General features: G+C 55.0%; 19 protein-coding genes and 3 tRNA genes. 9 read left to right on the top strand and 13 right to left on the bottom strand.

Features of this window, described 5'->3' with window-relative positions:
* Window positions 1-22 precede the first annotated feature (22 nt).
* The 3 genes from nadR to serB are packed head-to-tail and all read right to left on the bottom strand — an operon-like array spanning window position 23 to window position 3,693.
* Window positions 23-1,261 (bottom strand): multifunctional transcriptional regulator/nicotinamide-nucleotide adenylyltransferase/ribosylnicotinamide kinase NadR, encoded by a 1,239-nt coding sequence (gene nadR / locus AC6I8N_RS03335; protein WP_021185818.1) that lies wholly within the window; start codon window positions 1,259-1,261, stop codon window positions 23-25.
* Between the two features lie 58 nt (window positions 1,262-1,319).
* The gene (radA, locus tag AC6I8N_RS03330; protein WP_013507777.1) at window positions 1,320-2,702 is read right to left on the bottom strand and encodes a DNA repair protein RadA; all 1,383 of its coding nucleotides are present in this window, start codon (window positions 2,700-2,702) and stop codon (window positions 1,320-1,322) included.
* A gap of 13 nt (window positions 2,703-2,715) precedes the next feature.
* Window positions 2,716-3,693, bottom strand: a complete 978-nt coding sequence (gene serB, locus AC6I8N_RS03325; RefSeq protein ID WP_021185816.1) for a phosphoserine phosphatase — start codon at window positions 3,691-3,693, stop codon at window positions 2,716-2,718.
* Between the two features lie 107 nt (window positions 3,694-3,800).
* Here serB and AC6I8N_RS03320 point away from each other — a divergent pair, with 107 nt between their 5' ends.
* Entirely contained in the window at window positions 3,801-4,454 is a 654-nt protein-coding gene (locus AC6I8N_RS03320; RefSeq protein ID WP_497830042.1) for a YtjB family periplasmic protein, read from the top strand.
* A 32-nt stretch (window positions 4,455-4,486) separates the two neighbouring features.
* Here the strand turns inward: AC6I8N_RS03320 and yjjJ are convergent, their stop codons facing one another.
* The 4 genes from yjjJ to AC6I8N_RS03300 form a co-directional block, all read right to left on the bottom strand.
* A complete protein-coding gene (gene yjjJ, locus AC6I8N_RS03315) occupies window positions 4,487-5,815 on the bottom strand; it encodes a type II toxin-antitoxin system HipA family toxin YjjJ (RefSeq protein ID WP_497830041.1) in 1,329 nt (442 codons plus the stop codon).
* 105 nt (window positions 5,816-5,920) lie between these two features.
* Window positions 5,921-6,604: a pyrimidine 5'-nucleotidase gene (gene yjjG / locus AC6I8N_RS03310; RefSeq protein ID WP_021185813.1), complete on the bottom strand. Its 684-nt coding sequence runs from the start codon at window positions 6,602-6,604 to the stop codon at window positions 5,921-5,923.
* A gap of 20 nt (window positions 6,605-6,624) precedes the next feature.
* Window positions 6,625-7,065, bottom strand: a complete 441-nt coding sequence (gene rimI, locus AC6I8N_RS03305; RefSeq protein WP_036627496.1) for a ribosomal protein S18-alanine N-acetyltransferase — start codon at window positions 7,063-7,065, stop codon at window positions 6,625-6,627.
* Entirely contained in the window at window positions 7,037-7,447 is a 411-nt protein-coding gene (locus AC6I8N_RS03300) for a DNA polymerase III subunit psi (protein WP_497830040.1), read from the bottom strand. The genes rimI and AC6I8N_RS03300 overlap by 29 nt, the downstream gene beginning before the upstream one ends.
* A gap of 106 nt (window positions 7,448-7,553) precedes the next feature.
* On the opposite strand from AC6I8N_RS03300, the gene rsmC reads away from it, so the two are divergent.
* The 4 genes from rsmC (at window position 7,554) to AC6I8N_RS03280 (ending at window position 9,049) form a co-directional block, all read left to right on the top strand.
* Window positions 7,554-8,585: a 16S rRNA (guanine(1207)-N(2))-methyltransferase RsmC gene (rsmC, locus tag AC6I8N_RS03295; protein WP_497830039.1), complete on the top strand. Its 1,032-nt coding sequence runs from the start codon at window positions 7,554-7,556 to the stop codon at window positions 8,583-8,585.
* 142 nt (window positions 8,586-8,727) lie between these two features.
* Window positions 8,728-8,814, top strand: a tRNA-Leu gene (locus AC6I8N_RS03290).
* A 32-nt stretch (window positions 8,815-8,846) separates the two neighbouring features.
* Window positions 8,847-8,933 (top strand) — tRNA-Leu (locus tag AC6I8N_RS03285).
* A 29-nt stretch (window positions 8,934-8,962) separates the two neighbouring features.
* Window positions 8,963-9,049, top strand: a tRNA-Leu gene (locus tag AC6I8N_RS03280).
* A gap of 84 nt (window positions 9,050-9,133) precedes the next feature.
* Here the strand turns inward: AC6I8N_RS03280 and AC6I8N_RS03275 are convergent.
* Window positions 9,134-9,418, bottom strand: a complete 285-nt coding sequence (locus tag AC6I8N_RS03275; protein WP_021185811.1) for a DUF1435 domain-containing protein — start codon at window positions 9,416-9,418, stop codon at window positions 9,134-9,136.
* Window positions 9,419-9,650: 232 nt separating this feature from the next.
* On the opposite strand from AC6I8N_RS03275, the gene AC6I8N_RS03270 reads away from it, so the two are divergent.
* The 3 genes from AC6I8N_RS03270 to AC6I8N_RS03260 all read left to right on the top strand — a co-directional run bounded on the left by AC6I8N_RS03270 (window position 9,651) and on the right by AC6I8N_RS03260 (window position 12,200).
* Window positions 9,651-10,745, top strand: a complete 1,095-nt coding sequence (locus AC6I8N_RS03270; protein WP_497830038.1) for a diguanylate cyclase domain-containing protein — start codon at window positions 9,651-9,653, stop codon at window positions 10,743-10,745.
* A gap of 113 nt (window positions 10,746-10,858) precedes the next feature.
* Window positions 10,859-11,662, top strand: coding sequence for a siderophore-iron reductase FhuF (gene fhuF, locus AC6I8N_RS03265; RefSeq protein WP_497830037.1), 804 nt, complete (start codon window positions 10,859-10,861; stop codon window positions 11,660-11,662).
* Between the two features lie 85 nt (window positions 11,663-11,747).
* Entirely contained in the window at window positions 11,748-12,200 is a 453-nt protein-coding gene (locus AC6I8N_RS03260) for a YbaK/EbsC family protein (RefSeq protein WP_497830036.1), read from the top strand.
* On the opposite strand, the gene AC6I8N_RS03255 is transcribed toward AC6I8N_RS03260, so the two are convergent.
* From AC6I8N_RS03255 to AC6I8N_RS03240, 4 genes are all read right to left on the bottom strand, one after another.
* A complete protein-coding gene (locus tag AC6I8N_RS03255; protein ID WP_021185807.1) occupies window positions 12,197-13,417 on the bottom strand; it encodes an MFS transporter in 1,221 nt (406 codons plus the stop codon). The genes AC6I8N_RS03260 and AC6I8N_RS03255 overlap by 4 nt on opposite strands.
* A 217-nt stretch (window positions 13,418-13,634) precedes the next feature.
* Complete coding sequence (locus tag AC6I8N_RS03250) at window positions 13,635-14,618, bottom strand: nucleoside hydrolase (RefSeq protein ID WP_036627489.1); 984 nt, start codon at window positions 14,616-14,618, stop codon at window positions 13,635-13,637.
* Between the two features lie 8 nt (window positions 14,619-14,626).
* Window positions 14,627-15,649, bottom strand: a complete 1,023-nt coding sequence (locus tag AC6I8N_RS03245) for a LacI family DNA-binding transcriptional regulator (RefSeq protein ID WP_497830035.1) — start codon at window positions 15,647-15,649, stop codon at window positions 14,627-14,629.
* A 53-nt stretch (window positions 15,650-15,702) separates the two neighbouring features.
* A complete protein-coding gene (locus AC6I8N_RS03240) occupies window positions 15,703-17,097 on the bottom strand; it encodes an MFS transporter (RefSeq protein ID WP_497830034.1) in 1,395 nt (464 codons plus the stop codon).
* A 584-nt stretch (window positions 17,098-17,681) separates the two neighbouring features.
* On the opposite strand from AC6I8N_RS03240, the gene AC6I8N_RS03235 reads away from it, so the two are divergent.
* Entirely contained in the window at window positions 17,682-18,236 is a 555-nt protein-coding gene (locus AC6I8N_RS03235) for a histidine phosphatase family protein (protein WP_497830033.1), read from the top strand.
* Here the strand turns inward: AC6I8N_RS03235 and AC6I8N_RS03230 are convergent.
* Window positions 18,229-19,179: a beta-propeller fold lactonase family protein gene (locus AC6I8N_RS03230; protein ID WP_497830032.1), complete on the bottom strand. Its 951-nt coding sequence runs from the start codon at window positions 19,177-19,179 to the stop codon at window positions 18,229-18,231. The two genes, AC6I8N_RS03235 and AC6I8N_RS03230, sit on opposite strands and share 8 nt — an antisense overlap.
* Window positions 19,180-19,297: the final 118 nt, after the last annotated feature.

The raw sequence follows: 19,297 nt of genomic DNA, 5'->3' as shown, positions 1-19,297 counted from the left end.
GCGGAAATACGTAGCGGCGTGTTTAACGGGGGACGCCGTTCCCCAGCATCTGTTTAACCAACTCGACACAGCGCAGGAAGCGCGTGTCGTAGTCGTCCTCTTTCACATGGACGAAGTCGATATTGTTCTCACGCAACATGGTGATCAGCAACGACTGAAACTCGCGTCGATCCACTGAACTGCCCAGGCTACGCAACCCATCCGCCACCCACGGCACGTTATTCTCCAGCAGAATCACCAGGTCGAAACGGTATTCATCAATCAGCGCCTGCACAAACGGATGTTCGCGCCCCTCATACTTGAGGCAAAACGCCTGGGTCGTGATGAAATCGGTATCGATAAAGGCCACTTTGTTGGCGTACTTGACGGCAAAATCGATGTACTGCGCCTGACCAAGGGCGATTTTGTCATAGTCCGAATATTGCAGCGCGATCTCGTCGCCACCAAGGTGAGAGAACACATAATCGCGGCCATATTCCCACGCGCTGGTGGTATTGAAGATGTTCGCCAGCTTATTGACCAGCGTCGATTTCCCGCTCGACTCACCGCCAAGGATCGCCACGGTGCGCACAAAGAACGGCTTGACCTCAGTCGGAATATATTCCCAATAGCGGAACGGATCCTGGCGAATCTGCGCGCCGCTGATGCTCATAAAGGATCGATTGGGATCGAGCACTACCGCTTCAATACCGAGGTGCTGCTGATACATCGGCGCATCCGGTGCTTCGCTGGTGTAGACGCAATCCGCTTCAATGCCCTGCTGCGCCAGAAACGCTTTAACGCCTTCACTCCACACATCCCAGCCGTGCGGATAAGGCTCGATGCCTTCTTCGTTGAAGGAGTGGATACGGATGTTTTTCTGGTATTTGAAGGTTTGCAGCAGCCAGCGCAGGCGATCGCTGACCGTCGGCTGCTGCGACATGGCGCTGTTTTCAAATAATTCGCGATCGCGCGGATCGTCATGTCCCATGATGATATGCAGTTCATCAACCTGGCTACAGGCGCGCTGGATCAGATAAATATGACCGGTGTGCAGCGGGTAGAACTTACCGAATATCACGCCGACGGTCTTCTCGCGACGCGGAAACTCCAGACCGAGAAAGCGATGTAACGCTTCCAGTTTAGCGGCGCTGGGGCTTTTGATTTTGGCATTCAGCAACTGGCTTAAATAGCCTTTGGTCATCCCGCTGGCATCCGCCACCTGTTGCAGCGTATGGCCCTGCTGGCGAATGGCGGTTTTCAGATAGTCAAATGATGACACTGCGTGCCTCCTGCATAAAATGTAGCGGCGCGATTTATCGCGCGTTTTTGGGTCAAGATTACAGCTCGTCCAGAATCGCCAGCGCATCCGCCAGCTTCTTCGCGCTGTATACCTTCATCCCCTCAATCGGTTTTTTCGGTGCATTGCCTGCGGGCACTATCGCGCGCTTGAAACCATGCTTGGCGGCTTCGGAAATACGTTCCTGACCACTGGGCACCGGGCGAATTTCACCGGCCAACCCGACTTCGCCGAAAATCACCAGATCCTGTGGCAGAGGACGATCGCGCAAGCTGGAGACCATCGCCAGCAGCAACGCGAGGTCGGCACTGGTTTCCGTGACTTTTACGCCACCCACCACGTTGACGAACACGTCCTGATCCGCCATCTGTAATCCACCGTGACGATGCAGCACCGCCAACAGGATCGCCAGGCGATTCTGCTCCAGACCCACCGCCACGCGACGTGGATTGCCCATCATGGAGTGGTCCACCAGCGCCTGAATCTCCACCAGCAGCGGGCGTGTCCCTTCCCACACCACCATCACCGAGCTGCCCGAGGTGATTTCATCACCGCGAGACAGAAAGATGGCCGAGGGATTGCTGACTTCACGCATCCCCTGCTCGGTCATAGCGAACACCCCTAACTCGTTCACCGCGCCAAAACGGTTTTTGTGGCTGCGCAGGGTGCGGAAACGTGAATCGGCGTCACCATCCAGCAACACGGAACAGTCGATGCAATGCTCCAGCACTTTAGGACCAGCCAGTGAGCCATCTTTGGTGACATGTCCCACCATCACAATCGCCACGCCACGCGTTTTTGCGAAACGCGTCAGATAAGCGGCAGTTTCACGCACCTGCGCTACGCTACCCGGCGAAGATTGGATCTCCGCCATATGCATCACCTGGATCGAGTCGATCACCATCAGTTTCGGTTGTTCCTGCTCGGCGATCAGGCAGATCTGCTCGATGCTGGTTTCCGACAGCATATTCAGATTTTCGGTGGGTAATCCCAGACGATGGGCGCGCATGGCCACCTGTTGCAGCGATTCTTCGCCAGTGACGTACAGGGTTTTCATCCCCTCCGCCAGCTTACACATCACCTGCAACAGCAGCGTTGATTTCCCGGCACCGGGGTTGCCGCCAATCAGAATCGCGCTGCCCGGTACCACGCCGCCGCCGAGCACACGGTCAAACTCTTTAAAACTGGTGGAGAAACGCGGCAGGGCCTCAAGGCTGATCTCCGACAGCTTCTGCACCCGGCTGGTACCGGCGCTTCCGGCGTAACCACTCAGGCGCTCGTTGCGCGCAGCGGCTGGCGAGGCGGCAATGCGCACCTCGGTGATGGTATTCCAGGCATGGCAGGCGCTGCATTGCCCCTGCCAGCGCGGATAGTCAGCGCCGCATTCATTACAAACGAAAGCGCGTTTTGCCGCTTTGGCCAAATCCGTTCCTTAATTAACGTTCTTCGTGAATCAGGCTGCCGCTCAGGATGCAGAACACCCCCATCAGGTCAGCGTGACGGATAATGACCTCCGTCTGCTCATTCACTTTGGGTTTAGCATGATAGGCGATACCCAGACCGGCGGTTTTAATCATCGGCAGGTCATTGGCTCCGTCGCCAATCGCCACGGTCTGCTCCGGGGCAATGGCAAAACGCTGCGCCAGGTTATTCAGGGTATCGGCTTTAAATTGTGCATCGACAATCTGGCCCAGCACCTGGCCGGTCAGTTTGCCGTCGCGGATTTCCAGTTCGTTAGCCACGGCCGCTGCCAGATGCAAGGTGTCGCGCAGATAGTCAGCGTAATAGGTAAAGCCGCCAGAGGCGATCGCCACCTGCCAACCCAGCGCCTGTAATTTCTGCACCAGCGTGGTCAGGCCCGGCATCAAAGGCAGCGTATCACGCACCTGCTTCAGGATATTGGCATCGGCACCGGCCAGCGTGCCGACTCGTTCGCGCAGGCTGGCTTTGAAATCCAGTTCACCACGCATCGCGCGTTCGGTCACTTCCGCCACGCGTTCGCCGCTGCCCGCCAGTTTGGCGATTTCATCAATACATTCGATCTGAATCGCCGTGGAGTCCATATCCATCACCAGCAAACCCGGGGTTTTCAGGTGTGGAATTTTGCCAAGCGGTGCCACATCAAAACCGGCATCATGCGCCAGTTTGGTCGCTCGCGGCGTCAGAGAGCCAGCCAGACGAATCACCTGGTACTCATCAACATTCCAGGCACTGACGATCACCATCGCTGCGCCCAGCTGATGCTGATAGTCAGTCAGCTTTTGTTTATCAAGCCCGCGCCCATACAGCAGCCAGCCAGTCCGACCAGCACGGTAATCCAGCGGCATCACTTCATCACCGCTGAGGGAAAGGGGTAGACCCGGCCAAAGGGAAACATCGGCGGGCAGATCGCACCAGGTAAGACGATTTGGCATTACAGCTCCTGTAGGGACAACAAAACCACGCAAGAGGCTACCTTGTCTGCGCGGGTTCTGGCAACATAATTGCCAGCCTTTCTGCTGTTATGTCACACGGGTTTCTGATGGTTAAAACCGCACTGAAATTTCGCCTGCACCGCACGGTGATTGTTCTTATCTCGCTGGCCCTGTTAGTGGTGCTGATGCAGGGAGCATCCTGGTTTAGTCTCGGGCACCAAATGGCGCGCTCCGAACAGGTGGAGGAGCTGGCCCGCACCCTGACCAAACAGGTGGCATTCAGCCTGCAACCCTTGATGGATAACAGCGACGATAATCGCACGCAAATTGAAGCGGTGCTGAATCAGCTCACGGACAACAGCCGCATCCTGGATGCCTCTGTCTATGCTGATGATGGCAGCCTGGTGGCGCACAGCGGCGAAAGCATCGATGTGCGCGACCGCCTCGCCCTCGATGGCAAACGCGCCGGTAGCTATTTCAATCATCAGATTGTGCAGCCGCTCAACGGTAAAGACGGCCCGCTGGGTTTTCTGCGTATCACGCTGGACACCCACGTACTGGTCACCGAATCGCGCCAGGTAGATAACACCACCAACATTCTGCGTCTGATGATGCTGCTGGCGCTGGCGATTGGCATCATCCTGACCCGTACCCTGCTGCGCGACCGCCGCACCCGCTGGCAGCAGTCGCCGTTCCTGCTCACCGCCAGTACACCGGTGAAAGAGGATGAAGAAGAAGAGGCGGAAAACGGTAAACCGTAGCGGCGCGATAAATCGCGCCGCTACAGCGTATTTCATTTCTCCGTCATCTTTTCCAGCGTCAGGTCCAGTTCAGCCAGTTGCTGCTGTGCCTGGCGCGCAATCAGCCGGAACCCTTCACTAAACGCCCCTTCTGCTGCAATGGTCTGCCAATAGCTTTTCGCCATTGCGCTGGCCGTCCGCCACACCTCACCAGGCAGCGAAAAGTCGAGAGTTAAATTCACCTCGTCACGCATATGACCGAGCGAGTTCGGTGCCAACGCCATCGGTAGCATGTCGTAGGCCGGGGTCAGTTGCAGCTGTTCCCCGTCGGTAAAAAACGACAGGTTCCCGGCGTGCATATCGCTGTTGGCGATCAGGCGACCAAAGGCCCATTGCAGCGTCCCACGCTGCTTTGATGCTTCATCCAGCCGTTGCTGGCGCGCCAGTTCGCGCAACGCATCTGGCCAGTGCTGCTGTCGCCCCAAAAATTCCGCGCTAACCGCTTCCAGCGAACACATCCCACGCCGTCCTCGTTCGCCTTCACGATCGAAGCGCTCAACTTCGAGGAACAACTGGCCGCCTTGTTCAATAATCTGGCTACGTGCTGCCGCCAGCCCTGTCTCGGCCAATTGCCGTAGTGCCAGATGTTCCGCCCGCAGTAAATCACGCCAGCGCTGGCTGTTTTCGCTCTGACGCGGCACCGTGAATTTGACCAGGCAGTGATGTTCGCCGTGGGCGGTTTCGGCATAACACAGGAACTTTGGCTGCTCACCCGCCGCCGATGACCCCACCTCATCACCGTTCAGCACCTGTTGTGCCAGTTGCGGATAGCGCATAATTTTTTGCCCGACGCTCAGCAGCACGGGGGCAGATTGCTGTAACCAGCGCTGATACGCCGTCGCACCGAGCAGGCAGTTGCCCGGCATGTCCATGCCCGTTACCGTCAATGCCATCAGGCACTGCTCATCGCTCCAGACACGGAGATCCTCGGTTAACCCTAGTGCATGCGCATTCTCTCTTCCCCACAGCCGTCCGAGGAACCCCTGGGGACGCATATCGCTGAGGAACCACGGCAATCCATCGTAGAACGTCCCGTTCTCCTGTTCATCCAGATGCAAACAACTGCCCTGCGGCCAGGTACGTACCAGCCAGCCTGCTTGTACCGTCTGACCCGACGGCAGCACCCGATAAAGAGGAAAACGGCTTTCACCGCGCAACGGGCGCAGCAGAGCATAGCGCGTGGCGCGGGCTTTGCCCCAACGCACGACCTGATCCTGTTGACGTAACTGGCGCGAAAGCGTCGCCTGGCTGATGCCAAGACGGCGCAACAACTCTGCCGCACCTAATGGGCCATCCAACAGCTGTGTCGTGATATCCGCCATCGCGCCCTCGTTGATGAATAGATTTATGAATAGATTCTAGCATGAAAAAAGGCCCGCTCAGCGGGCCTTCAGACGCATAATCATCTCAATGATGAATAGATACTTTTAACGCTGCGTCAGTAAGTTTTCCAACTCAGACAGCGAGGTGACCTGCCAGTCCGGGATGATGTGCTCAGGCAACGGGCGCGTACCGTGATCGAACCAGCAGGTTTTCAATCCGGCATTAATGCCGCCGAGGATATCCGATTCCGGCGTATCCCCCACCATCAATACCCGTTCACGCGCCGGGTTGCCGAGCAGCGCCAGCGTGTGATCAAAGATGGCACGATCGGGCTTGGGTACGCCGACCTGCTCTGAAATCACCAGCGCATCAAAATAATCACGGAAGCCGGTACGTTCGAGACGCGCCTGCTGCAACGCGGTAAAGCCGTTGGTAATGATGGCGATCTTCACCTTGCCGTGCAGCGCGTCAAGCAAACGGGCCGCCCCCGGCAAAGGCAGGCAGATTTCCGCCATTGCGTTCAGAAAGCCGCTGTTGAGCACTTCCGGGGCCACGCTGAGTTTTTCGCCCCAACCGGTGAAGCGGCGTGTCTGTAGTTGCAACGCCGAAATCGCTCCGTTCTGATAATCGACCCACAGCGGTTTGTTGATCGCCTGGTAATCGGCGTAATCCTGATCGGTGAATTGCACGTCATAACCGGCAAACATGCGTTGCAAACCGGCATAGGCGTCGAAGTGAAATAGCGTGTCATCCGCATCAAAAATAATGCAGTCCCAGTCGTTTAACATAGATCTCCTCAGCCAAAACGCTACAGCGTCAATGCCATGATAATGGCGTCTTCTCTTCCGCTGGCAGTGGGGTAGTAATTGGGGCGGCGGCTTACCTGGTGAAACTCCAGCTGTTCATACAGCGCTATCGCCGCCAGATTGGAGGCACGAACTTCCAGCCACAGCGTCATGACCTCGCGCTTTTCCAGTTCAGCAATCAGATGCTGCAATAACTGGCGGGCATAGCCACGGCGTTGAAAATCAGGATCGACAGCGATATTGAACAGCGAAGCTTCATCCAGCACCACCTGGGTGATGGCAAAACCAACCAGACGGCCTTCCGCCTCAATACGAAAATTTAAAAAACGTTCCCCCTGATTGCTGGCAAACGTCTGTTCGCTCCAGGGAAACGCATGGCTGCGGCGCTCAATCGCCAGCAGCTGTGGTTGGTCTTCAGGGGTGACTAAAGAGATGGCTGTCATGGTTACACATCTGTTGCCAGAGGGCGCGTTTCGCCGCACCGCTACTGATTAATTCATTGAAAGCGGCGGTCGCAAAAGTGACGCCATTAAAAGGATGCGAGCTCTCGACACCCAGCAACCAGCCCGCACAATCCACCTGTTCCGGTAGCATCTGGAGCTGTTCTGGCGTGAGCGTCATTACCTGCGCGGGTTGCAGGTTTAAGGTACGCAGCACATCGCGAACCAACGGCTCATGCAACGCCGGGGCGTGTTCCGCCACCAAGAGCAGACGAGTCTCTGGCGTAAGCCGAACGGCAATCTCTCCTTGCAACACGCGTGGACGCCGCAGTTGATACTGCGTAATCCCCATTTGCTGTAAAAGCCAGTCGCGCCTTGATGTCATGCTATTACCCGTTGTGCTGCCAGAATGCGACGCTATGCTAGCAAACCCATCGAACATGCGCCAACAAAGCACTATAATCCCCGCTCTGATTTAACAGGAGCCATCCATGTCTGCTTTTACCCCGGCCAGTGAAGTGATTCTGCGCCACAGTGATGAATTTACCGCCCGCCATGTTTTGTTTGCTGGCGATTTGCAGGATGACCTGCCCGCTCAGCTGGAAACCGCGTCAACACGCGTGCATACCCAGCAATATCATCACTGGCAGAACCTTAGCCGCCGTCTCGCGGAGCGCGCGGTCTATGGCCTGGTCGCAAGTGCGGCGGATGTGGCAGGCTGCGATACCCTGGTTTACTTCTGGCCGAAGAATAAACCGGAAGCGCAGTTCCAACTGCAAAACCTGCTCTCGCTGATGCCGGTTGGTAGCGATATTTTTGTCGTAGGCGAAAACCGTAGCGGTGTCCGTAGCGCGGAAGGCATGGTGGAGTCGTGGGCCAAACTGGAAAAGATCGACAGCGCACGTCGCTGCGGCCTGTACCACGGTCAACTGGAACAGCAGCCCACCTTCGATGCCGATGCCTTCAACGACAGTTATATGCTGGATGGCCTGACCATTCACACCCAGCCTGGCGTATTCAGCCGTGACGGCCTTGATGCCGGAAGCGCGCTGCTGCTCTCGACGCTGACGCCGCACACCAAAGGTAAGGTGCTGGATATTGGCTGTGGCAGTGGCGTACTGGCAACCGTGCTGGCGCAACATTCGCCGAAAGTCCGTCTGTGGCTGTGTGATGTGCATGCCGCCGCAGTAGCAGCGAGTAAAGCCACGCTGGCGGCTAATGGCCTTGAAGGTGAAGTCTTTGCCAGCAACGTCTTCTCCGATGTCACCGGTCGTTTTGACCTGATCATCTCCAACCCGCCGTTCCATGATGGCCTGCAAACCAGCCTCGATGCGGCACATACGCTGATTCGTGGCGCGGCAAAACATCTCAACAGTGGCGGCGAACTGCGTATCGTCGCCAACGCCTTCCTGCCCTATCCGCAGGTGCTGGATGAGACTTTCGGAAACCATGAAGTGCTGGCGCAAACCGGACGCTTTAAAGTTTACCGTGCGGTTTACGGCCGCGGCGCGAAAGCACGTTAATTCAGCGATGTTGCTGACGCGGCGGCAGAAACGTTGCTTTTTCCAGCAATCGTTTCACCGCCGCGAAATATGTGTTGACGCATTGAGTAAAATCTCTAAAATGCGCCTCCGTGGTTAGCAATACTTAAGGTATTGCAGGTACGCGAAGGTGGCGGAATTGGTAGACGCGCTAGCTTCAGGTGTTAGTGTCCTTACGGACGTGAGGGTTCAAGTCCCTCTCTTCGCACCAAAAACCACGTAGTTCATATCGCACTGCACAATGCGAAGGTGGCGGAATTGGTAGACGCGCTAGCTTCAGGTGTTAGTGTTCTTACGGACGTGAGGGTTCAAGTCCCTCTCTTCGCACCAATGCGGTGATATGAACAGACAACTACGATGCGAAGGTGGCGGAATTGGTAGACGCGCTAGCTTCAGGTGTTAGTGTCCTTACGGACGTGAGGGTTCAAGTCCCTCTCTTCGCACCAACGTTGTCATCCTTCCCGGTTATCTCATCCATCATGTTTACAGCTTCTGCTCACGCTTATGCGTGATTTTGTCATTTCTGTCGTTCAGATCAGATGAAAATTCACTGACACCGCCGCTAATCCGCCCGCCAGCGCCAGGCAGGAAGGCAACAGCAGGTAATGACGCAGACGATGATGAAACAACATCACTATTGTCAGCAGCAACGCCACAATCATCACTAACCGCCACTGGCTGAAACTGGGTTCCCATAGCGCGAAGACCGGCATCGCCGCACAGGGCAACAGCACACCCCAGCCGCTATCCAGGCGTTTACCCATTATCCAGCTCACACCCCATAAACCACAGGCAGCCAACATCGCCATGATCATCGCGCAACCCTCAAATGATAAGTATTCGTATTATCATATGATAATATTTCTCATTATGCAGCGGATTTTTTTTATCGAAAAAGCCCTGCGGATGACAGTACTACTGGAAAATGCTAAATTGCCGCCGATAACTATTTTGATAACACAGCAATAATGTGCTCATTACCCTGGCAGAGAGAATATTCCGGCCGGGTAGCGCTTTGATATTTCAGGGCTGTTACGAGTAATAATAATGAAATTACAATCTTACGATGAATTGAAACACAGCAAATATCGGCTCTCACTGATGCTTTTTCTGTTTTTGAATGTCGCTGTTTCACTATTTTCTTTGTTACCATTTTTAGGGGAGGCATCCAGCATCTACTCACTGCCAGCAGTACTGGTGGCAGGCTTTAGCATCTCTTTACTTACACTTTGTTTAATCAGCCCAAAACTAAAATTACCGCTATTAAATCCTGTGGCATTGTTATTTGGTGCATTATGGGCATGGCACATAAACCACAAATACCATCTGGTTTTCTATTTTGATGGTAGTTTTTTAATAATCAGTCTGTTGAGCGTATTTTTTGTCAGTGCCATTGCGCTAAGTGATTATTTAGTTGCTTTCTGTTTACACATCACGCCGCCGGTATTCACTGTTTTACTGCTGGATGATGGTCAGCATTTAATGATGATTTTGTTTACCATCACCTTGCCGTTGATTGGTTTTTCATTACACCATCTGATGCGTCGCCGCTTCGATCATTTCACCCGCCGTCTGGTGCGGCAGCTATATGAAGAGAAAGAGAGTTTCAGCGACTTAAGCATGCTGGACCCGTTAACCGGTTTGTATAACCGCCGGGGGCTGAAAAACCGTCTGGATACCATTCTGGAAAATCACGCAGGCAGCCACTTCGTCTTACTGCTGGATATCGACCATTTCAAGGCCTACAACGACAACTACGGCCATGCGATGGGCGATCAAGCATTGGCAAGGGTTTCGGTCGCCATTCGCGATGCCGTACGCTCGCGCGATGTGGTGACACGGTACGGCGGTGAAGAGTTTCTGGTACTGATGACGAACGTTAACGCCTCAATTGCCATGAAACTGGCCGAGCGCATTCGCCAGTACGTGGTCGATCTGGAAATTCCCCATCGCTTTAATGAGAAGGTTTCGACCCACGTCACCATCAGTGCAGGTATCGCCCCAATTTTTGATGATGATTTTGATCAGGCGGTCGCGAATGCTGACCGTGCCCTGTATGTGGCGAAAAATCAGGGACGTAATACCATCCTGGCGTGGGATGATTTACCCAAAGCGCCGCTGGATACCAAAGATCTCGCCTGAAACGTTGGATTCACGGGTGCCATGACGGTGAATCCAACGCCGGGTTGTCTTGTGAGCTGAAGCGGGAACGATTATCATTTGTTTTTCGCTTCCCGTTTTCATTCAGGACCGGCATGGCTACTATCACCCGTCAGGATCATCGCTTCAGCGAACATCCACTGATCTTTATCCAAAGCGACCGCACGCTGGCGAGCGCACTGGAAGATCTGATGCGTGAACAGCGCAGCTACATGCTGGAAACAATACACCTCGGCCAGCCTGCGCCATCAGGCACCTTCACACTTGCCGAATGGTCCCAACCCCAGCATTACCGCCGCCTCACCCAGCGCTACAGCGATTATTTGTATCGCAATCATCCTGATGTCCCGCATGAGGCGAAGCCACTCCAGTCGCTCTGGGCGCAATGGTATTTCGGCCTGTTGCTGTCACCGTTGATGCTGGCACTGCTGCTGGAACCACGCGCGCTTAACTGCGCTCCCCATCTGATTCACGTTGAATTCCATGAAAATGGCCATCCCTGCGCTTTCTGGATTGATGTGCAGGAGGATGAGGATGCTCGTTACCTCAACGCACAGCAGCGTCTCGATCGCCTGATCCAGCACTACCTGATTCCAGCCGTAAATGGCATGGCGCAGCACGGTGATATCAACGCCAAACTGATCTGGAACAACATGGGATTCTCCTTCTGGTGGTTCCTTGGAGAGTTAAAAACGCTGTTGCCCGCAGATGTGGTGTCACAGCTGGAGCAGGCGTTGTTCTTCAGCCGTACCCTGCTGGATGGCAGCGATAACCCGCTTTACCGCACAATGATCCCACGCAATGGCGTGATGGAACGACGTAGTTGCTGCCAGCGTTACCGCATTCCCGACGTTGAACGCTGTGGTAACTGCACATTAACAGCGGTGTGTGCTCAGTAAATTCTGTTACAGATTCTCCTGCATTCTCGTTTACAGTTGAGAGGGCTTATGGCAGTTTTAGCGCTTGATTTTGCCGGAGAAAAAAATGAGCCTGGAGTCGGTACGGCACTTCTTTGCCAAACATGCACCGGATGTCGATATCATCGAGATGCCGGACGCTGAACTGGCCCTACGCCTGCATGACGTGGAGCCAGGACAACTCGCTAAAACCCTGTCTTTTAAAGTAAAAGATAAAATCGTGCTGATTGTCACGCGCGGTGATGCGCGTCTTGATAATGACAAATTAAAAGCGACACTTGGCAGGAAAGTACGTATGTTGTGCGTCGATGAGGTGGTGAATTTGACAGGCCATCCCGCCCGCGCAGTCAGCCCATTCGGCCTGGAAAATCCGCTAACCGTCTATTGCGATGTCTCATTGCGTCGCTACGATGAGGTGCTGCCTGCGGCGGGTTCAATTTACAATGCGGTGCGCATTTCGCCGCAGCGTATGGCGGATCTCACTGCGGCAAAATGGATTGACGTCTGCGAGTCGTTTTAATGCGACTCGCGCGCCACGGCACCGGATATTTCAATGCCACGCGTTTCCCGTCCAAATGCGACAAACACGCATATCAACACCGCCACCGTCCCGGCAACAATCGCCATCCCTAAGCCATAGTTACCGCCGTGTGCTTCCGCAATACGCGATTGTAAGGTGGCGTTAACCGAGGCAATCAGGTTCCCCAACTGGTACACAAAACCCGGCAGCACCGCACGCGCATTGGCAGGCACCAGCTCGGTGAGATAGGTCGGTACCACACCCCATGCGCCCTGCACCATAAACTGCATCAGAAACGCACCGATGCCAATCATCCAGGAACCGCTGGAAAACGCCCACAACGGCAGCACCGGCAGCGCCAGAAACGACGCCAGCATAATGGCTTTCTTACGCCCGATACGCTCCGAAAGCGAACCGAAAAAGATACCGCCCAGCATCGCCGCGATATTGTAGCTAATCGCAATAATGCTTACGGTGTGCGGATCAAACTGGTGTTGTACCTTCAGGAAGGTGGGATAGAGATCCTGGGTACCGTGGCTGAAGAAGTTGAAGCAGGCCATCAGCAGCACCATGTAAATACAGATTTTCCAGTGCTGGCGAATAATCGGCAGCAAGGCGGTACTCTCTTTACGCTGTCGCGCCGCCAGCCACACCGGGGATTCCGGCACCTTGAAATAGATAAAGGGCAACAACAAAATTGGCAGCGCACCAATCATAAACATTCCGCGCCAGCCCACGCTCTCGAAGAACAAACCGAAGATGATCGACGCCAGCAGGTAGCCACAGGGATAACCCGCCTGGAAAATTCCGGACATCAAACCCCGCGAACGATCCGGGATGGTTTCCATCGCCAGCGACGAGGCCACGCCCCAGATGCCCCCCATTGCCACGCCGTAAATCACGCGGAACGTCAGGAAAGCAGCAAAGTTCGGTGACCAGGCTGACAGCAGCTCAAACAGCGAGAACAACACAATATTGAGCATCAGAATCGGGCGGCGCCCATATTTTTCCGCGAGACGACCAAACAGCAGCGCACCAATTGGCCGCACTGCCAGCGTGAGCATAATCGCGATAGAAACATCAGAAACGCTGGTGTGGAAATACTGGGCAAGATCGCTGAGTACAAACACCAGAATAAAAAAGTCGAACGCATCCAGCGTCCAGCTGGCGAAACTGGCAAAAGCCACATTTCGCTGCGTCGCAGTCCAGTTAAACATAGGGGGTATCCTGTCTGACAGCGCCCGGATCGTTGGCCGGACATTATTGTGAACGTTACCGTGCGAATGATTGCATCGGTTACTATTTTGTTAACTATTTGTATATAGCATGTCAGAAAGGCAGGCTGTGACGCGGAATTGTCAGCGAGTGCGTCCCGGTGTAAGGAAGCATGTCAGGTGAAATACGGTCATCGCCAGCGCGATGACCGGGCTTTTTTTAGTTGTTCAGGCCGTTAAATGCCTGCTCGATGATGTCCAGCAACAAGGGGTTATCGACGCTGTGCAGGACATGTACCAGCGCGCCGGCATCGTGCGGAATGCCCACATCCAGACGCAGCGGCGTGCGATAACGCCAACTTTTACCCCGCGTGGCTCCAGGCCGTAATTCCACATCGACATGATAATCCATGCCGTCGGCGACACGTTGATTCAACAGCCAGGCGACCACCAAAGCATCGTGGATCCAACAGCCCGGCAAATGGCGGGTACGGATGGAGTAATCAATCCACGGTCGCAGCGTTTCCCGGACAAACTGGGTGAGTGTATGTTGATGGTGGGTAAGACGGCTGAGATCCTGATGCGTCAGCAACGTTTGCGTGGTGACATCCATTGGCACCAGCGTCACCGTCGCCCCGCTGTGCAGCACCTGATGCGCCGCTTCCGGGTCGAGGCCAAAATTGGTGTCTTTGATATAATCGTCCAGCGCAAATACGCCGCCCATGATGACAATCTCCGCCACCGCTTCCGCCATCTGCGGATAACGTTGTAGCGCCTGTGCCACATTGGTAAGTGGACCGATCGCCACCAGGGTAAACTCGCCCGGATTGTCACAAATCAGCTGGCCCATCACGCCTGCGGCATCATTGCCATCGGCTGGCAACAGCTGTGGCTGACGTACGCCGCGCCACAGTTCGGCCAGTTTTTTGTCCTCGACACCATCAAGACGCGCGCGCCACGGTGCCGGGTCTTCGCGTAATGCCTGCTGGGCACCCTGCACCACCGGAATATTCAGGCCCAGTCGCTGCAACAGATCCTTCACCACCTGGGTTCCCACCGCACAAGGGGTATTACCGGTGACAGTGGTGATCAATTCCACTGACAAAGCAGGTGACGCCAGCGCTAAGGCTAAAGCCAACCCATCGTCGGTGTTTGCACCGGCAATGCCATTCCCCGGATCACAATCAATAATCAATCTTTTCATGGTGTTATTTATTTTCGGCTGGTTAGTTGGCAACCACAGGACTCACCGATCTCCAGATGGTGAGGAAATTCCGCCAGCTCCGCCTCGCCATCCCAGTTTTTCAGCATGGCAATTGCGCGCTGCGCCATTTCACGCAGCGGCTGGCGTACTGTTGTCAGCGTCGGCACATGAAAGGCCGACTGCTCAGTACCGTTAAAACAGACCAACGCAACATCGTGCGGCACGCGTAAGCCAGATTCAGCAAAGGCACGAATGCAGCCAATCGCCTGCCCTTCATTGCTGGCAAAAAGCGCACGCGGCACCCGGTTGCTGTTCATCATCCGCCATGCGGCATCGTAGCCGCCCTGTCGCGTATAACTGGCGGGGAAGATCAACGCCTCATCCACCTGCAAGCCATACTCGGCCTGCGCATCACGCCAGCCCTGAATACGATCCTGCGTATTCAACATTTCCAGTGGACCACTGATCATCCCAACCTGCTGATAACCGTGACTGAGCAGATGCGCTGTCACCTGACGTGCCGCTTCGCGTTCATTCACTCGCAGCATGCTGACGCCGGGTTGTGGCTCAACGCGATCGAGCATGACAAACGGTGTCCCGCTGGCTTTGATCACATCGATATAAGGGTGGCGATCGACGCTGTTATAAAACAGGCCGTCGACCTGACGATTCAGCAGTCCCTGAATCAACTCCAGCTCGCGCTGACGATCATCACCAGCATCGCCCAGCAACATGACGTGCCCGTGGTTTAGCGACTCCTGTAACAACAGATGCGCCATCGATGCGACAAACGGGTTGGCAATATTGGGCACAATCAAGCCAAAGGTTTTGGTGCTGCCCGATGCCAGCGCACGCGCCACGGCATTTGGCCGGTAGCCGGTTTGTTTGATCGCCTCCAGCACCCGCTGACGTGTAGCTTCTGCCACCGGGCGAGGTCCGTTGTTGATGACGTAACTCACCACCGCCACAGAGGTGCCTGCGGCTTTGGCGACGTCACTACGCGTGACATTTCCGGACGACGATTTAGCCAATACTTTTACCTCGAATTCTGTTCCTGGCACCCAACCGTAGCGGCAGATGCACGTCAGATCGCATCATCCGGCAGATTGAGGTCACGCCCGCGCGTCTCCGGTGCCACAAAGGTGGTCAGAAACCCAATGGTTGCCATGGCGCTAAAGTAGATAGCAATCGCCCACCAGTGGCCGGTAAACGACAGCAGCGCCGCAGCCACCAATGGCGCAGTACCTCCTGAAAGGATAGACCCCAGCTCTTTTGCCACCGCCATTTTGGTGTAACGATGCTTCACACCGAACAACTCAACGCCCCACGCCGCCTGTACGCCAAAGATACCGAGTGACGCCAGCGCCATCCCCACCACCATCACCGGAATTACAATAGCCGGGTCACGGCTATCGAGCAGGTGGAACGCAGGCCAGGCGTAGAACATCAGCAACAGACAGAAACCACGGTAAGTAATGCGACGGCCAAAGCGGTCAGAGAGCCAGCCGGCCAAAGGAATGATCAGGAAACCCAGAATCGAGGCGATAAAAACCGCAGTGGTGGGCACCGATTTGTCCACCATCAGCACTTTCGCCACATAACCCACGATAAAACCTTGCGCCAGATACGATGGTCCATTTTCGCCAATACGCAGGCCAACCATAGTCCAGAAGGCACGGCTACGTTGCCAGAAGCTGCGGGTATCGGTGGGTGCGACATGGGTGGCGAGGCTCGCGTCACGTTCCGCTTTCAGCTCCGCCTGCTGGCGTTCGAATACCGGGGTTTCGCGCAGATGGCGACGAAGCCACAACGCCACCAGCGCAATCAGCACACTACTGAGGAACGGAATGCGCCAGCCCCAGGCGAGCAGGCTTTGCTGGTCCATCTGCACCACCGCCAGCCAGACCAGTGACGCGATCAGCGTACCGCTGTTGGAACCGAGCGCAATCACCGACGAGACCAGGCCACGACGTTGCACCGGTGCATACTCGCCCAGCATCACCGTACCGCCAGACAACTCAGCCCCCGCCCCTAACCCCTGGGTAAAGCGCAACAGGACCAGACAGGCGGGTGCCCACAAACCAATGCTGGCGTAGGAGGGGATTAAACCAATCAGCGTGGTAGAGGCACCCATCAAAATGATGGTGGTGATCATCACCACCTTGCGGCCTTTACGATCGCCAATCCAGCCGAACAGGAGCGCGCCAATCGGACGGGCAATAAACCCAACCGACCAGGTGGCAAAACTGGAGAGCAGCGCCATCGTCGGACTGGCTTCGGGGAAGAATACATCGCCAAAAATGATGCCGGCAGCAAGGCCATAGAGCGCGAAATCCGCATACTCCATTGCCGTACCCAACCAGCAGGATAAGGTGGCGCGCCAGAAATCTTTGCGGCCAGAGGAAGTTTCGAGCCGCGCATCGGCGGCCGAAGAAGAAGACAGTGCGCGTTGTTGCGAAACGGAGTGATGTACCGTCATAACCATTTCCCTGATAGATGAGGATCGAGCAAACGCCCTTCCGTGGTCTGGTTCCCTTGCAACAAGCGGAACGCCCCGGTGGCGACGTTTAGTGGGCAAACCTGGATGCAAGGTCAATAAAGGATTCCCTGGTGTTGGAATTCTCTGATTTGCCAGACTTCGCCGATGTTTTTTTCACCGGTCGCATTAACAAGGCAAATGTAACTTCGTCATCTCAAGGCCAACTTCGTCTTTGGCACCGTGAGCTATCACTGTGTAATCAGTCTATCTACGCGCGTAGATAAATCAAGTGATTTCAGTAAAAACAATTAATTTATCTTTACTATTTCTCAGGGATTATCGATAAAAATGGCGTCAATTCATGACATTACAATGCAATGCGAGCGCGCAAAAAAACGTCAAAAATGCACCAGACTGACGATTTCTGCTTATCATTAGCAAAGTGGCGATTGAACCTGCATCGCGCCACTTGTCGCATAATTCAGTTAAGTTTTGATGACAGATGAGGATTTGTCTGAAATCTTGCCACTCTCCCAGGTTGCCAACCGGCTGCATTACACTGGAGAAATTCATTGCGAGGCGTTATGACCATCATTCTTATGCGACATGGCAAACCCAACCATCCGGTGAGCGGGCGCTTTACGGCGCGAGCGCTGGCTGACTGGTGTGAAGGTTACGACCAGGCGGATATCTGTGATTCACCACCACCTCGCAGCATGGCAATCGCCAGCCAGGCCAGTGTCATCGCCTCCAGCCCGTTACCGCGTGCCCGATCCTCACTGACACGCCTGGGGCTACAGCCACATGCAGTGGATGAAGTCTTCAGCGAAGTGGCAATGCCGCTCTTGCCCTACGCAAGGCTACATTTGCCGCTCAATGTCTGGTTGGCGCTGCTGCGCCTGTTGTGGCTATGTGGCTATTCCGGGCATGTGGAATCGGTGCATCATGCGCGCCAGCGCGCCCAACAGGCTGCCGACAAACTGATTTTGCTATCAAACCGTGGCACCGTGCTGCTGGTTGGCCACGGCATTATGAACAAACTGATTGCACGCGAACTGCGCAAGCGCGGCTGGCAGGCAGAAAAACACGCCAGCAGCCGCCACTGGAGTAGCGCCATTTATCATCGCCCCTTTATTTGAGGGTGAAATAACTCAGCACCTCACAACCCGTCCCAACCTGCGGCGTGGCAACCACCCTCAACTGCGCCAAATCGATCACGCTCAACGACCCCTCACCTTCATTGGCAATCAACAACGTGCGTTTGTCATCACTGAAACAGCCATCCATCGGTTTATCACCCACGGCGATATCACCCAAGGGATTGAGAAGATCGTCGAACAGCGTAATCACTGCCTCATGATCGCCAATCGCCACCAGACGCTCGCCGTCAGCGCTGAAACGAACGACCTGACAAGGTTGCTGATGACCCGCTAAACGTAACCGCTGGCGAATGCGATGACTCTGACGATCCACCACATAAAGTAAGGGGGCATCGGCCGCGCTGGCGACCAGATAAGGATGTTTTGGCGAGGCGGCGATACCGGCAATCGGTCCTGGCATCAGAATGGTGTCGATAACCCGCCCTTCAGCCTCACAAAGATCAACCACCGTAATGCTGGCATCTTCTTCGTTTTCAGTGAACAACTTGCGCCCACTGGGTGACAGTGCCAGCCGGTGGGCGTTATGTGACGGCAGGGGAATGGTTTTCTCCAGCCGATCGGTAAGCGGATCAATCACCGCCACGGTGGCGCTGTTTTCGCAGCAGAGATACACTTTACCGTCGCGCCCCAGTTGCCCGCTGTGTGGCGCCTGCAAGGGCGTAACATCGATAAAACCACTGATCACCCGCTGACGCAGATTAATCACCGCGATTTTGTGGCCCGGATGGGGATTATCGCCGTGGATGCCATCACCATAAATCGGGACATAGGTTTTCTCCCACTGCGGCAGCATCAACAACTCATGTGGCCGGGGTGGAAAGGCATTCAGTTCCTGTTGCACTGCAAAAGTGTCCGGGTTGAGAAACAACACGCGATTGCCCTGTTTATCGACTGCCAGTAATCCGCGGTTATCAGGCTGCATAGCGTCTCCTTTTTTAACAACGTCCTTTAAGCGTAGCTAACGCTGATCAGCGTTGGGTAGGCCAGTGAAAAATCCAGTACGGTTAACCCATCATTTGACTCACGTTTTTTAATCCTGC

It is taken from the genome of Pantoea sp. X-Soil-TKNS-1279, from assembly GCF_059730565.1.
Note: the sequence above shows the minus strand (reverse complement) of the source record. Positions and strands in the feature narration are given on the sequence as shown.